Raw genomic sequence first — 14,254 nt, 5'->3', positions numbered from 1 at the left:
GGTTCATCCCTTCTTGACGGAGTGCCGGATCAGGGCGTCGTTGACCGCCTTGAGCGTGCGCAGCTCGGGCAGTTCTGCCTGCGGGATCTCGATCTTGTACTGCTTGTCGATCCGGGCGAGGATCTCGATGGCGCGCAGGGAGTCGGCCTCGTAGTCGTCGATGAAGTCCCCGTTGTCCTCGAGTTCCTCGGGCTCGAGCTCGAGCACCTCGGCGACCAGCTCGCGGAGCTCCTCGAGCTGGGTGTCGGTCTGCGTCATGACGATCCTCCGGTTTCGTTGTCCCGTGCGGTTCTCACGCCGCGGGCCGCACAGGGCGCCGCGTCGCGGTCAGGGTGGTGACGGTGGCGATCAGGCGATCCCCTGCCCAGGTCCGGCCGGTGGCGAAGGCCGTGTCGGCCAGCACCGACTCCAGCCGGACCTCGTGGCGGAGCACGTCACCAGGGCGGGCGGCACCCGTGAAGCGGTAGTCACGGGCACCGATGAACATCAACGTCGTGTCGTCGTCCTCGACCGGCGCGCGGCCGTCGAGCCAGAGCAGCGCGGCGCTCTGCCCGAACGACTCGATCATCAGCGACTTCGGGTAGTCGTACCGGCTCGCCGGCGCGCCGTCGGGAATCCCCGCGTAGCACGGCTCGGTGCCGGTGATCGCCTTGATCGTCACGATCGACTCGCCGGGGACCAGCTCCAGCACGCGGTCCACCAGCAGCAGCGGATACCGCTGCGGGAGCAGGATCCGGACGTCGTGGTGCTCGGTCATTCCGCCTCCTCTTCGAAGGTGGCCCGGATCTTGGCCGTCGTCGCCTCGCCGAGGGTGGCCTTGCCGGTCACGTCCCAGCCCTCCTCGGTGCGCTTCGCGGTGGCCGTGAGGACCATGCGGTCGCCGTCGAGCACGGGGGCGAGGAAGCGGACGGACCGGACGGTGCGCAGCCGGGCGTTCGCGGCCTCGCGCATCGCCTGTTCCAGCGTCTCGATGACGAAGATGCCGGGATACACGGCCTGGCCGGGGAAATGCCCGCGCAGGTTGGGTTCCTTGCCGTCCACGGTGATCTGGGCGACCAGCTCGAGGTCGTCCCCGCAGGCGCGGACGTCCAGCACGTCGACCGCCCGCAGCGGCGCGGCGAAATCGGTCACAGCGTGATCCCCCCGTCGACCTGCAGCACCTGTCCGGTGATGTAGGAGGCGCGGTCGGAGACCAGGAACGCGACCAGTTCCGCGACGTCCTCCCCGGTGCCGAACCGCTTGACCGGGATCTGGGTCAGCGCCTTGGCCCGCTGCTTGTCGCCGAGGGCGCCGGTCATGTCGGTCTCGATGAACCCGGGCGCGACGACGTTGACCCGCACCCCGTGCCCGGCGACCTCCTTGGCCAGCGACTTGCTGAAGCCGATGATCCCGGCCTTGCTGGCGGAATAGGCGGTCTGGCCCGCGTGGCCGTGGACGCCGGCGACCGAGGACATGTTGACCACGACGCCGCCGCGGTTCTTCATGAACCGGAAGGCCATGGCACGGCAGAAGTTCCAGGTGCCGGTGAGGTTCGTGTCGAGCACCGCGTGCCAGTCCTCGGCGTTGGCGAGCACCAGCGGGCTGTCCTTGGTGATACCGGCGTTGTTGACGAGCAGATCGATCGTGCCGAGCTTCTCTTCGGCGTCCTTCACGAATCGTTCGACGGCTTCGGAATCAGTGACATCGCATTCCGCGAAATAGGAGGGAACACCGATCGCGGCGATGTCCTCTTCGGTTTCCGCCGACGCCGCGCTCGCTTTCGAAAAACAGCCGGCCACGGCGTAGCCCTCCTGGGCCAGCCGCAGCGCCACGGCTCGGCCGATCCCTCGTGAAGCCCCGGTGATCAGGGCCCGGTGGTGCTCCGCCACGACGCCTCCTCGGTTTCCAGCACACTTTGTTTTCATTTTATGAAGCGCGGCGCAAACTGTTCTTCTCATCGTTTGCCGCGAGCTCCGAAAGCACTTCTTCGGTATCCGCGCCCGGCCGCGGCGCACCACGACGGACCTTCGTCGGAGTACGGGAGAATTTCACCGCTGGCCCGACGATCGGCGCGACGGATCCGTTGCTCAGCACGGTTTCCTGCAACATCGCCCGCGCCTTGACGTGTTCGTCGGCGACGGCTTCGGTGAGCGTGCGCACCGGCGCGGCGACGAGGCCGCGGCCGTTCAGCACTTCGAGCGCCTCGGCCAGCGGACGCCCCGCGCACCAGCCCGCGACGATCGTGTTGACCGCGTCCCGGTTGGCCAGCCGTTCGGGCGCCGTGCCGAATCCCTCGGCTCGGCCGAGTTCCGGCCTGCCGATGATCTCGGCGAGCATGCGCCAATGCCGGTTGATCGCGACGGCGAGGTACAAATGGCCGTCGGCGCACGCGTAGACGTTGGCAGGCACCACGAAGTCGGTCTCGTTGCCGAGCCGTTGCGGCGGAGCGCCGGTCGCGGCGAGCGTCGGCAAACCGCTGCTGCTGGCGAGCAGACAGTCCACCATGGACACGTCGACGTGCTGCCCTTCGCCGGTCCGGTTCCGGTGCGCCAGCGCCGCGAGGCCGCCGATCGCCGCGTGCAGGCCAGCCAGTTCGTCGGCGAGGAACGTCGGCGCGCGCACCGGCGGGCCTTCCGGCAGACCGTTGAGCGACATCCATCCCGCCGCGGCCTGGATCGCGGGATCGTAAGCGGGCAGATGCGATTTCGGGCCGTACTGCCCGAAGCCGGACACCGACACGAACACGATGTCCTCGCGCGCCGCGCGGCAGGCCTCGTAGCCAGCGCCCCAGCCGTCCAGCGTGCCGGGCTTGTAGTTCTCGACCACGAGGTCCGCGTGAGCCACCAGTTCCAGGAACCGCGCGCGATCGGTTTCGTCACGCAGATCCAGCCCGGCGCTGCGTTTGTTGCGGTGCACGGTTTGCCGGAACCACGACAGGCCGGTACCCGGGATGTTCGGCGGCACCTCGCCGTCGTGGCCGTCGGCGAGCTCGACGCGGACCACGTCGGCCCCCATGTCCGCCATGACGCAGGTGGCGAGCGGGCCGGACCAGACCTTGGTCACGTCCAGGACACGAACGCCTTCCAACGGGCCGAGAGAACCGGCCCGCGCACGGCGGAAGAACTCCTCTTCGCGCATGGTCAAAGCCTTTCCAGCAGGGAGGCGGTGCCGAGCGAACCGCCACAGCACATGGTGATCAGCGCGGTCGAGGTGCCGGTGCGTTCGAGTTCGTGCAGCGCCGTCACCAGCAGCCTGGTCCCGGTCGCGCCGAGAGGGTGGCCGAGCGCGATGGCGCCGCCGTTGACGTTGACGCGGTCGATGTCGGCGCCGTGCGCCTTGGCCCAGTTCAGCACCACCCCGGCGAAGGCCTCGTTGACCTCAAATATGTCCACATCGGACAGTCGGCGACCGGTCTTGCGCAGGACCCGTTCGGTGGCGACGACGGGTCCGTCGAGCAGGTAGTACGGATCGGCGCCGGTGACGACCTGGCCGACCAGCCGCGCCCGCGGGGTCAGGCCCAGCGCGCGGGCCTTCCCGTACGACATCCAGAGGATGGCGGCCGCGCCGTCGGAGATCTGCGAAGTCGATCCGGCGGTGTGCACCGCGCCCTCGACGTTGGGGCGCAAGGCGGCGAGGCCTTCGAGCGTGGTGTCGCGGACGCCTTCGTCGCGGGTGACCGAACCGACCGGCGAGACCTCGCGATCGAAGCGGCCTTCTTCCCACGCCCGCGCCGCCCGTTGCTGGGAAAGGAGACCGTAGTCGTCGGCGTCCGCGCGCCCGATGCCCTCACGCTCGGCGATCCGCTCGGCGCCGCCGAACTGCGCCTTGGGCGGGTCTTCCCACGGATAGTCGGCCGTCTTGTAGTGCCCGGGCCCTTGGTACAGGTTCGTCCCGATCGGTACCCGGCTCATCGACTCGACGCCACAGGCGATCCCGGTGTCGATGGCGTCCGCGGCGATCAGCGCGGAGATCAGATGGTTGGCCTGCTGGGCCGAGCCACAGGAAACGTCCACTGTGGAGCAACCGACGGCCGGGTCGTGGCCGGAGTTGAGCCAGGCGTTGCGGGTGACGTTGAGGCTCTGCTCGCCGGACTGGGTCACGCAGCCGCCGATGATCTGCTCGACGTCGCCGGGTTCGATGCCGGCGCGGGCGATGACCTCCAGCTGGACGTGCCGCATCAGCTCGACGGCCTTGAGCCCGGCGAGCACCCCACCGCGTTTGCCGAGCGGGGTGCGGACGGCGGAGACGATGACCGGGGTCCGGTCGTTCAGCGCGGCCACGCGGGTACCTGCCTCTCCACCGGACGCGGTGCCCGGCTCCACCATCGTGGTGCGGCGCCCGACGGGGGAACGTCTCTCCGATTGCGGTGCCGACCGGGGGTTCTCCGTAGTTGCGGGAATGGTTCGCGCACCCCCTCACGATCATCGGCGCTGGCTATGGTGCCTACATGCGGCTGGACGACAGCGAAGATCAGGCGGCATTCCGGGCGGGCCTGAAAGCCTGGCTCGCCGCACAGTTACCCGAAGCCACGCCGAGCGCGCCCCGTGCGTGGTCCGCCGACGAACTACGCGCCTGGAGCAAGGCGTTGCACGCGGCCGGATACGCCGGTCTGACCTGGCCGTCCGAACACGGCGGGCGCGGCCTTTCCCCGTCGTACCAAGCGATCTACGCCGAGGAGAGCGCGCTGGCCGAGGCGCCGGACCACGCCGGGGTGATCGGGCTGGGTATGGTCGGCCCCGCGATCGTCCACTATGGAACGGACGCGCAGAAGGCCGAGCACCTCCCCCGGATCCTTTCCGGGGAAACGATCTTCTGCCAGGGCTTCTCCGAACCGGACGCCGGATCGGACCTCGCCTCGGTGCGCACCCGGGCCCGCCGCGTCGACGGCGGCTACGTCGTCGACGGTGAGAAGGTCTGGTCCTCCTACGCCCATTTGGCCGACCATTGCCTGCTGCTCGCCCGCACGGATCCGGACGCGGCCAAACACCGCGGCCTGACCTGTTTCCTGCTCGACATGCGCGCGCCCGGCGTCGAGGTGCGGCCGCTGCGCCAGCTGTCCGGCGACACCGACTTCAACCAGATCCTGCTGAGCGGCGTCGAAATCCCCGACGACCGCGTCCTCGGCGAGCCAGGACAGGGCTGGCGGGTCGCGCTGACCACCCTCGCGCACGAACGCGGCACCTTCGGAATCACCCTCACCGCGCGGCTGTCCGTGCAGCTCGACCGGCTGGTCAAGACCGCCAAGGCGTGCGGAGCCGACACCGACCCGCGGGTCCGCGCCGAAATCGCCGAGCTGTACGTCGACCTGCAGGGCCTGCGGTTCACCGGATACCGCGCGCTGGCCGCGATGGAGCGGACCGGCGAGCCGGGACCGGAGAGCTCGATCCTGAAACTGCGCTGGTCGCAGGCGAACCAGCGGGTGAGCGCGCTCGCGCTGCGGCTGCTCGGCGCGGGCGCGGCGGCCGACGGGGCGGACGCCTTCTGGGGCGGCTACTGGCAGCACCAGCGGTTGCGCAGCCGGGCCAACAGCATCGAGGGCGGGACCTCGGAGATCCTTCGCGGCATCGTCGCGGAGCGGGTCCTCGGCCTGCCGAAATCACGTTAGAGCCAGTTGGCGGAGCTGAAGATGGACTCGAGAAGTGACCAAACGCGTGAACCCGCCCGGCCGAAGGCCCCGCTATCGCGGTGGCAGGGCGCCCTGCCGGCCCTCGTGAGGTGGGAGACCGAGCCGCGCCCTGCCGACGTCGATCGCGGACGCGGGTTCACCAATCCAGGGAGGGGCCATCAATGGACTTCGCGTTGACCGAGGACCAAACCGCGCTCAAGGTCGCGGCCCGCACGTACCTCGAGGACACGTACGGCCTGGAGCGGATCGCGGCGCTGGCCGACGGCGACGCACACGACCTCGCCGCCTGGCCGGAGCTGGTCCGGCAAGGCTGGCTGGATCCGGATCTCGGCCTGGCGGAACTCGTCCTGCTGGCCGAGGAGGGCGGACGTGCCCTGCATCCGGTGCCCTGGTTCGCCACGGCCGGGCTCGCCCTGCCGGTGTACCGGGCGGCAAGCGTCGAACCGGCCGGCCCGGCGACGCTCGCCGACGGCTCCGGCACCTGCCGCGCGACCCGCCGCGACGACGGCTGGCGGCTGGACGGCGCGGTGCAGGCCGTCCTGCACGCAGACGTCGCCACGGAGATCGTGGTCGCGGCTCGCACTCCGGCCGGGGTGGCGCTCTTCGGTGTCGCCCCGTCCGCCGCCTCACTGTCGTCGCGGGACGGCGTCGACCCGCTCCGGGCGACGTCGGACGTCGCGCTGGCCGGTGCCGAGGGCAGGCTGCTGGCCGGGCCGCCGTCCGCCGCGCCGTTGCTCGCCGCGATCCGGAGCCGGGCGAAGACCCTGCTCGCGGGCGAGGCCATCGGCGTCGCCGACCGGGCGCTGGCGATCGCCGTCGAGCACGCGAAGACACGGTCGCAGTTCGACCGCCCCATCGGGTCGTTCCAAGCGGTGAGCCAACAGCTCGCCGATGGCTACGCCGAGGTCGAACTCGCGCGATCACTGGCCTACCGCGCCGCCGTCGCCGGTACCACGGAAGCCGTCGCGTGCGCCGCCCACGCCGCGAGCCGCGCCGCGGTCTCCGTCTGCGAAACGGCGATCCAGGTGTGCGGCGGAATGGGCGTCACCTGGGAATTCCCGCTGCACCGCTGGTTCCGGCGCGCGCTGTGGCTGGAGGCGGAGCTCGCCTCGGGACCGTTGGAAGCGATCGCGCACTCACTGTTCGGAGAGCACTCATGAGCCTGCAACTGCACTGGTTCCTGCCGTCACACGGCGACGGGCGCGAGATCGCCAAGACCGCCGACGGTGTCGCGGCCCCCGGCGCCCGCCGCGAACCGGATCTCGAATACCTGACCCAGGTCGCGCTCGCCGCGGACCGTTTCGGGTTCACCGGGATGCTCACGCCGTTCGGGTTGTTCTGCGAGGATCCGTGGGTCGTCGCCTCGGCACTCGCGGGCGCGACCCGGTCGGTGAAATTCATGATCGCGCTGCGGCCGGGGTTCGTCTCGCCACTGCTCGCCGCGCAGACCGCGGCGACGTTCCAGCGCGTCTCCGATTCACGGCTGCTGCTGAACATCGTGACCGGCGGCGACCCCGACGAGCAGCGCCGCTACGGCGACTGGCTCGACCACGACCAGCGGTACGCGCGCACCGGCGAGTTCATGGACGTCTTCCGGCAGGCGTGGCCGGGTTCGCGGTTCGACTTCTCCGGCACGCACTACACGTTGCAGGCCGGGATGGTCGCGCGGCCGCATGCGGTGCGGCCGACCCTGTTCCTCGGCGGTTCTTCTTCGGCCGCACTGGAGGTCGCGGCCGCGCAGGCGGACGTGCTGCTGATGTGGGGCGAAACGCCGTCGGCCATGGCCTCGCATCTCGCCCGGTCGCGGGAACGAGCGGAAGCGCTGGGACGTTCGCTTCGCTTCGGCACGCGATTCCACGTGATCAGCCGCGACACCTCGGCCGAGGCGTGGAAGGTGGCCGACCAGCTGCTCGCCGGGATGGACCCCGCGCGGATCCGGCAGGCGCAGGAACGGTTCGCCGCCACCGAATCCGAGGGCCAGCGGCGGATGGCGGCACTGCACGCCGGCCGCACCGACTCGCTGGAGATCCACCCCAACGTCTGGGCGGGCTACGGCCTGGTGCGCCCCGGCGTCGGCACGGCGCTGGTGGGCAGCCACGAAGAGGTGGCCGAGCGGATCGAGGAGTACCACGCCCTCGGCCTGGATCATCTGATCCTTTCCGCCCAGCCGCATCTGGAAGAGGCTTATACGTTCGGGGAAGGTGTCATGCCGCTGCTGCGGAAGCGGGGGCTTCTCGCCGAGACGCTCTGAGCGCTACCCGCGGCGGAGATGCTCGGGGGTTCAAGGGTTCCCAATGTCGCATTTGAGACGCTGAGTGTCTCAAATGCGACATCGGGAACCCTGCCCGGCGCCCGGAGCCCACGGCGGAGCGATCCGGCGGAACGGAGCGATCGGGCGGAACGAAGCGACCGGGCGGAGCCGGACGTTGTGAAAGCCACTTTCGCAACCTTCAACGTTGCGAAAGTGGCTTTCACAACCTGCCCGAGGCGGTCTACCACCCCCGGCGCCTTCCCGGCACCGGCAGAATTACCCTTCTTCTCCTTTCCTGCGCGCTCTATGCTCTTACCCGGCGGTGAAGGAATTGGGACACGCGACGTCCCAATTCCTTCATCGCCGTCTGGCGTCAGCTGAAGCTGATGACCACACCGCCACCGTTGCCGCCGGCGTCACCGAGGCCGACGACGCAGGTGATGGCCGTGCAGTCCACCGTGCCGTAGCTGCTGCCGTCGGGCAGCACGCCGGTGAAGTTCTTCTGCACGGTGACCGAGGTCGAGATCTTCCCGGCCGCGTCCGCGACCAGCGACTTCTGCGAAGGGCTGCAAGGGAACTGCCCCTGCGCGTCCTGGGCGCATTCGCCGACGCGATAGGTCGCGCCCGGCGTCAGGCCGGTTCCGGTCACCTGGACCACCGCACCGTCCGAGAGCCCCGACGACGGTGTGACCGTCACGGCCGCGGCGGCCGAGGCACCCGGCGCGACGACGGCCAGCAGGCCGAGAGCGGCGATGGCGGAACCGGCGAACTTGGCGGCAAGCTTTGCGGACACAGTAATCACTCCGATTCATTGCTAGGGATTTTCTGACTTCACCAGGCGCGGGTTCCGTTGCCCCCCGGCGTCCTGGTAACAACGTTACGATCACCGGACGTAGATCGTCAATCATTTCTTCGAGCAGTTTTCGAGTAGGCCGTAAGAAAAAAGGTGCAATAAACTCGCGCGCTTCGTGCGTATTTCATAGGTGCCGGGCAGTGCAGGAGAAGAAGGTACGACGGCGCGCACGGGAACCTGATTCGGTGACCTCTTCCAGCTCCGAATTCCTGTTCGGGGGCGCGCCCGAAAGGCACGCCGCCTACGCCGCCCTGCGCGAAAGCGGCCCGGTCCGCGGGATCACCCTCTCCTCCGGCACCACCGGCTGGCTGGTGAGCGGCTACGCCGAGGTCCGCCAGGCGCTCGCGCATCCAGGGCTGAGCGGGCGCACCGGCGCCGTCGGTGACCGGCGCGGGCTGTCCGAAGACGTCCGGCTCGGCATGAACACGCATATGCTGAACCTCGATCCGCCGGATCACACCAGGCTCAGGAAGCTGGTGTCCGCCGCGTTCACCGTGCGCCGGATCGCCCAGCTGCGTCCCAGGATCGAGGCCATCACGGCCGAACTGCTCGACGCCGTGGCCGACTTCGACGAGGTCGACCTGATCAAGGCGCTCGCCCTGCCGCTGCCGATCCGCATCCTCACGGAGATGCTCGGCGTACCGGAGGACGAGGCAGGCGCCTTCCACGGCTGGACCGAGATCCTCACCGCCAGCGCGCTGCCCGTCGACGAGCTCGACGCGGCCGCCGCCGAAATGCTGCGCTATGTCAGGAAACTCCTCGCCGAGAAACGCGCGAACCCCGGCACGGACCTGCTTTCGGCGCTCGTCACGGTGCACGACGGCGAAGACCGGCTCACCGAGCACGAGCTGACGTCGATGGTCTTCCTCCTGCTCATCGCCGGGCACGAGACCACCGTCCACCTCATCGGCAACGCCACTCTCGCGCTGCTCGAAAACCCGGCACAGCTCGCCGCGTTGCGCGCGAACCCGGACGGGATGCCCGCCGCGGTCGAGGAATTCCTGCGCTACGAGAGCCCCGTGCACGCGGCGATGCGGTACGCCAACGAGGACGTCGAGCTCGGCGGCGTGACGATCCCGGCCGGTTCGCTGGTCATCGTTTCGCTGCTGGCCGCCAACCGTGACCCCGCCCGTTTCCCCGGCGCGGACGCCTTGGAGCTCGACCGCGCGGACAATCCGCAGCTCGCCTTCGGGCACGGCATCCACCACTGCCTCGGCGCGCCGATGGCCCGGCTCGAAGGCGGAATCGCGCTGTCCGCCCTGCTCACCCGGTTCCCGGAACTGCGCGCGGCCGTCCCCGCGGACAGTCTCCGCTGGCGTGTCAGCATGGTGATGCACGGCCTCGAATCCCTTCCCGTCCGCCTGCGCTGACGTCCGTCCTCAAAGGACACTCCGGTCCCGGGCCGAGGTGACAAACCAGCAGGCTGGGATAAGACGCGCGGGAAACCGTGGTGCGACACTTTTTGAGACGATCACGAATTCGCGGTGCGTATCTCACGTCCGTGAGCCGCGTCATCTCCTATTCCTGGGAAGGGAGTAGAACGTGTCCCAAGACCTAGGCACCCCGGTCACGAGCGCCCCGCCACGGGCCGCCGCCCCGACCGCGCGGACGCCGAAGAAGAAGGCCAAGACGGGGCTGTCGGCACTGGCCGCCAAGCGCATCGCCGTCCTGAGCGCGCTCGTCGCCGGCGTCGCCTACGGGTGGGGTATCGGCGGGAACGCCGCGCACTACGCGTATGCCGCCGCGGTACGCAGCATGTCCGCGAACTGGCACAACTTCCTTTACGGCGCCTACGATCCCGCCGGGTTCATGAGTGTCGACAAGGCACCCGGCGCGCTCTGGCTGCAGGCGCTTTCGGTCCGTGTCTTCGGTTACGAGACGTGGGCACTGCTCTTGCCCGGTGTCATCGCCGGAGCCGTCTCGGTGTACGTGCTGTTCGTGCTCGTGCGCCGCTGGGCCGGGCACGCGCCCGCCGCGCTGGCCGCGGTGCTGCTCGCCGCGACCCCGATCACGATCGCGGGCACCCGGGTCAACCTGCCCGACTCGACGCTGATCCTGACGCTGCTCGTCGCGACCTACGCCTTCTGGCGGGCGCTGGAGAAGGCGTCCCCGCGCTGGCTGCTGCTCACCGCCGTGCTCGTCGGCGTCGGCTTCCACATCAAACTCGCCATGGCATTGGCCGTCCTTCCGGTGCTCGGGATCGTCTACCTCGTCGCCGCACCGGCCTCGCCGGGACGGCGGGTGCTGCATCTGCTCGGCGCCGGAGCGGTCACCGCCGCGGTGTCGTCGATCTGGATGCTGATCGTCGGGCTGACCCCCGCGGGCTCCCGCCCGTACATGGACGGCAGCACCTCGAACTCGGTGTGGCAGATGGTCTGGTCCTACAACCTCTTCGACCGCACGGACGCCGCGAAGGCCGGGAACTCGGCCGAGCTGCCCGTCCTGCCCGACGGCAAGGTCACGCCGGTCGACCAGGGCGGCGACACCGGTGTTTTCCGGCTGTTCAACGACTTGATCGGCGGCCAGATCTCGTGGCTGCTCCCGCTGGCCGTGCTGCTGCTCGTCGTCGGCCTGGTCGCCGCGGGCCGTGCGCCGCGCACCGACAAGGCGCGCACGGGCTGGCTGCTGTGGGGTGGCTGGCTCGTCCTTTTCGCCGGTGCGCTCAGCTTCTCGCAGAGCATCCACCCGTACTACACGAGCATCCTGGCGCCCGCCATCGCCGCGATCGCCGGCGCGGGCCTGCACCTCGCGTGGACGGACCGCCGCTTCGCGTGGGCGCTGCCTGCCGGCCTGCTCGCCACCGGTGCCTGGGCGTTCGTGCTGATGAGCCGCTCCGGCGATTACCTGCCTTGGCTGCGGCCCGTCGTCGCGATCGCGGCCGTCGCCGCCGCGGTGCTGGTGCTCGTGCGCCGCACCGGGAAATTCGCCGTCGTGACCGGCGCCGTGGCCGGGGTCGCGCTGCTGGCCGGGCCGGTCGCCTGGGCGGCACCCGCCTTCCAGCCGCCGACGGATCCGCGCACGGCGATGTTCCAGAACTTCAACCCCCTCGCGGGACCGAACCCGAACGCGCTCTCGACCGGTATCGACCTGACCAAGCTGATGGCAGGCGGCCCGAAACCCGGCGCGGCGGGCGGACAGGCCATGCCGCTGCCCCCGCCGATCATGTTCCAGATGATGCCGTCCGACGCCGACCCGAAGCTTCTCGGCTTCCTCAAGGCCAACAAGCGCGGCGAGCGCTTCGATCTGGCGACGGTCGGCGGCACCGGCGCCTCGCCCTACATCCGGGCGGGCCTGTCCGTGATGCCGATGGGCGGTTTCGTCGGCACCATGCCGATGCCGACCGCCGACGGCCTCGCCGACGCCGTCCACAGTGGACAGCTGAGGTACGTCCTGTTCGGCGGGTTCGCCTACGACAGCCCGACCGCGCTGGCCCGCAAGGACTGGGTGGTGCGCAACTGCGTGCGGATCCCGCCGCCCGCCTACACCGCCAACCCGTGGATGGGCTTCACCTCCGCCCTGTTCGACTGCAAGCCGGGAGCGTGACGCCCCATGACGGCTGAACTCACCGCGGCACCCCGCGTCGCACCGGGAAACCGCACGACGGCGACCGTCGAGATCGTGATCCCGGTGCTCGACGAGGAACGCGCCCTCCTGGGCTGCATCACCACGCTGACCGCGTACCTCGGCGACGACTTCCCGTTCCCCTGGTCGATCACCATCGCCGACAACGGCAGTACCGACCGGACCTGGGAGATCGCCACCGAACTGGCCGAGGGGAATCCGCGCATCTCCGCGCGGCGGATCCCGGTCCGCGGCCGGGGCGCGGCGATCAAGGCGACGTGGGGGTCGAGTACCGCCGACATCGTCGCCTACATGGACGTCGACCTCTCGACCGGTCTGGAGGGCCTGCTCCCCCTGATCGCACCGCTGGTCAGCGGGCATTGCGAGATCACCATCGGGACCAGGCTCGGGCGCGGCTCGCGGATCCGCCGCAGCCTCAAACGCGAGATCGTCTCCCGTACCTACAACGCGATCACGCGGCACGTTTTCGGGCTGCGCAGCAGCGACACGTCCGCCGGCTTCAAGGCGGCCCGGCGTGATGCGGTGGCCGGGCTGCTGGAGGCGGTCGAGGACGACCACTGGTTCTTCGACACCGAGATGCTGATGCTGGCCGAGCACAACGGCCTTCGGGTGCACGAGGTGCCGCTGGACTGGGTCGAGGACGTCGATTCGCGGGTCAAGGTCACCCAGACCGCGATGGGGAACCTGAAGGGCCTGGTCCGCGTGGGCCGGGCGATCGCCGCCGGGAAAGGACGGGTGAACGTGCCGGAGATCCCGCAGTTGCGCGCCACCCATCCGGACGCCGTGCTGGCCGAGCCGCGGGCCGCGACCCTGGCGAAGTTCCTCGGGTTCGCGGTGATCGGCGTCATCTCGACCGTGCTCTACACGCTGCTGTACCTCCCGTTGCGTGTCCCGCTGACGCCGGCGGGGGCGAACCTGGTCGCGCTCGTGCTCGTCGGGGTGGCCAACACCGAGGCGAACCGGCGATGGACGTTCAACCGCGGCGGCGGGCACCGGCTCGGCCTGCACACGCGGGCCGCGATCCTGTTCGCCACCACGTATCTGCTGACCACACTGGCCGTGACCGGGCTCCATCTCGTCGCCCCCGGCTCGGGGCCGGTCGTCGAACTGCTCGTGCTCATCGTCGCCTACGGGCTGATGACGTTGCTGCGGTTCGTGGCCCTCGACCGCTGGGTCTTCGCCCGGCATCGGAAGGAGCGACGGTGAAGACGGAGGACGTCGCCCGGATCACCGAGATGGAGGACCGTCACTGGTGGTTCCGGGAGAAGCGGCACATGCTCGCCGACGAGCTCAAGCGGCTCGGCCCGCCCGGTCGCGCGCTCGACATCGGCGCGGCGGGCGGCGGCAACACGCGGGTGCTGCGCTCGCGCGGCTGGGACGTCGTCGCCACGGACTACGACGAGAACGCGGTCGAGATCGCGCGCTCGCGCGGTCTCGACGCGATCCACGCCGACGCCCGTGACCTGCCGCTGCCGTCCTCGTCGTTCGATCTGGTGGTGGCGTTCGAGATCCTCGAACACATCCAGGAGGACGACCAGGCCGCGGCGGAGCTGTTCCGGGTGCTGCGGCCCGGCGGTTCCGCGCTGATCAGTGTCCCGTCCGGAATGGACCTGTGGTCGGCGCACGACGTCGCGGTGCACCACGTGCGCCGGTACGACCGGGCGTCGCTGCGGAAGGTCATGGAGGACGCGGGCTTCGTCGTCGAGGAGTTGTGGAGCTGGAACGTCCTGCTGCGGCCGGTGGTGGCGCTGCGGCGGCGCTCGGCGCGCGGCAACGAACTCAACGAGCACACGCCCTGGCTGGTCAACCGGGCCCTGACCGCGATCGTGACGGCCGAGCGCTACCTCCCGACCCGCTCGCGGCGCGGTGTCTCGCTGATCCTGAAGGCGCACAAACCCTGACGGTTCGCGCGTGAAGGCCCCCTTCCCCCGGCTGAGCCGTGGTATGGGGTCATTCACGCGCT

At 70.0% G+C, this 14,254-nt stretch carries 14 protein-coding genes; 7 read left to right on the top strand and 7 right to left on the bottom strand.

All coding sequences use genetic code 11. The annotated features are described in order from the left end of the window. Positions 1–3 precede the first annotated feature (3 nt). Genes ACFWIW_RS38255 through ACFWIW_RS38230 form a run of 6 tightly spaced genes read right to left on the bottom strand, consistent with a single transcriptional unit; the run spans position 4 to position 4,259 of the window. The gene (locus ACFWIW_RS38255) at positions 4–258 is read right to left on the bottom strand and encodes an acyl carrier protein (protein WP_005155526.1); all 255 of its coding nucleotides are present in this window, start codon (positions 256–258) and stop codon (positions 4–6) included. 34 nt (positions 259–292) lie between these two features. Continuing rightward, positions 293–757, bottom strand: a complete 465-nt coding sequence (locus ACFWIW_RS38250; RefSeq protein WP_378372963.1) for a 3-hydroxyacyl-ACP dehydratase FabZ family protein — start codon at positions 755–757, stop codon at positions 293–295. Further along, positions 754–1,131, bottom strand: coding sequence for a 3-hydroxyacyl-ACP dehydratase (locus tag ACFWIW_RS38245; RefSeq protein ID WP_378372962.1), 378 nt, complete (start codon positions 1,129–1,131; stop codon positions 754–756). The genes ACFWIW_RS38250 and ACFWIW_RS38245 overlap by 4 nt, the downstream gene beginning before the upstream one ends. After that, positions 1,128–1,868, bottom strand: coding sequence for a 3-oxoacyl-[acyl-carrier-protein] reductase (fabG, locus tag ACFWIW_RS38240; protein WP_378372961.1), 741 nt, complete (start codon positions 1,866–1,868; stop codon positions 1,128–1,130). Before fabG ends, ACFWIW_RS38245 begins: the two co-directional genes overlap by 4 nt. 37 nt (positions 1,869–1,905) lie before the next feature. Beyond that, complete coding sequence (locus tag ACFWIW_RS38235; RefSeq protein ID WP_378372960.1) at positions 1,906–3,117, bottom strand: CaiB/BaiF CoA transferase family protein; 1,212 nt, start codon at positions 3,115–3,117, stop codon at positions 1,906–1,908. A gap of 2 nt (positions 3,118–3,119) precedes the next feature. Beyond that, complete coding sequence (locus ACFWIW_RS38230; protein ID WP_378372959.1) at positions 3,120–4,259, bottom strand: steroid 3-ketoacyl-CoA thiolase; 1,140 nt, start codon at positions 4,257–4,259, stop codon at positions 3,120–3,122. A 167-nt stretch (positions 4,260–4,426) separates the two neighbouring features. On the opposite strand from ACFWIW_RS38230, the gene ACFWIW_RS38225 reads away from it, so the two are divergent. The 3 genes from ACFWIW_RS38225 (at position 4,427) to ACFWIW_RS38215 (ending at position 7,856) form a co-directional block, all read left to right on the top strand. Then, the gene (locus ACFWIW_RS38225) at positions 4,427–5,584 is read left to right on the top strand and encodes an acyl-CoA dehydrogenase family protein (RefSeq protein WP_378372958.1); all 1,158 of its coding nucleotides are present in this window, start codon (positions 4,427–4,429) and stop codon (positions 5,582–5,584) included. Between the two features lie 182 nt (positions 5,585–5,766). Further along, positions 5,767–6,765, top strand: a complete 999-nt coding sequence (locus ACFWIW_RS38220) for an acyl-CoA dehydrogenase family protein (protein ID WP_378372957.1) — start codon at positions 5,767–5,769, stop codon at positions 6,763–6,765. After that, positions 6,762–7,856, top strand: a complete 1,095-nt coding sequence (locus ACFWIW_RS38215; protein WP_378372956.1) for an LLM class flavin-dependent oxidoreductase — start codon at positions 6,762–6,764, stop codon at positions 7,854–7,856. Before ACFWIW_RS38220 ends, ACFWIW_RS38215 begins: the two co-directional genes overlap by 4 nt. 373 nt (positions 7,857–8,229) lie before the next feature. Here ACFWIW_RS38215 and ACFWIW_RS38210 read toward each other — a convergent pair whose 3' ends face one another. Continuing rightward, positions 8,230–8,649, bottom strand: a complete 420-nt coding sequence (locus ACFWIW_RS38210; protein WP_378372955.1) for an enediyne antibiotic chromoprotein — start codon at positions 8,647–8,649, stop codon at positions 8,230–8,232. A gap of 245 nt (positions 8,650–8,894) precedes the next feature. Between ACFWIW_RS38210 and ACFWIW_RS38205 the strand changes: the two genes are divergently transcribed. From ACFWIW_RS38205 to ACFWIW_RS38190, 4 genes are all read left to right on the top strand, one after another. After that, positions 8,895–10,079, top strand: a complete 1,185-nt coding sequence (locus tag ACFWIW_RS38205) for a cytochrome P450 (protein WP_378372954.1) — start codon at positions 8,895–8,897, stop codon at positions 10,077–10,079. 172 nt (positions 10,080–10,251) lie between these two features. Continuing rightward, a complete protein-coding gene (locus tag ACFWIW_RS38200; protein WP_378372953.1) occupies positions 10,252–12,252 on the top strand; it encodes an ArnT family glycosyltransferase in 2,001 nt (666 codons plus the stop codon). Positions 12,253–12,258: 6 nt separating this feature from the next. Further along, positions 12,259–13,497, top strand: coding sequence for a glycosyltransferase (locus ACFWIW_RS38195; protein ID WP_378372952.1), 1,239 nt, complete (start codon positions 12,259–12,261; stop codon positions 13,495–13,497). Continuing rightward, the gene (locus tag ACFWIW_RS38190) at positions 13,494–14,192 is read left to right on the top strand and encodes a class I SAM-dependent methyltransferase (RefSeq protein ID WP_378372951.1); all 699 of its coding nucleotides are present in this window, start codon (positions 13,494–13,496) and stop codon (positions 14,190–14,192) included. The genes ACFWIW_RS38195 and ACFWIW_RS38190 overlap by 4 nt, the downstream gene beginning before the upstream one ends. Positions 14,193–14,254 lie beyond the last annotated feature (62 nt).

This window comes from Amycolatopsis sp. NPDC058340, from assembly GCF_042723975.1.
GTDB lineage: Bacteria > Actinomycetota > Actinomycetes > Mycobacteriales > Pseudonocardiaceae > Amycolatopsis.
The sequence above is the reverse complement of the archived record's forward strand: the minus strand, read 5'-3'. Positions and strand labels throughout refer to the sequence as shown.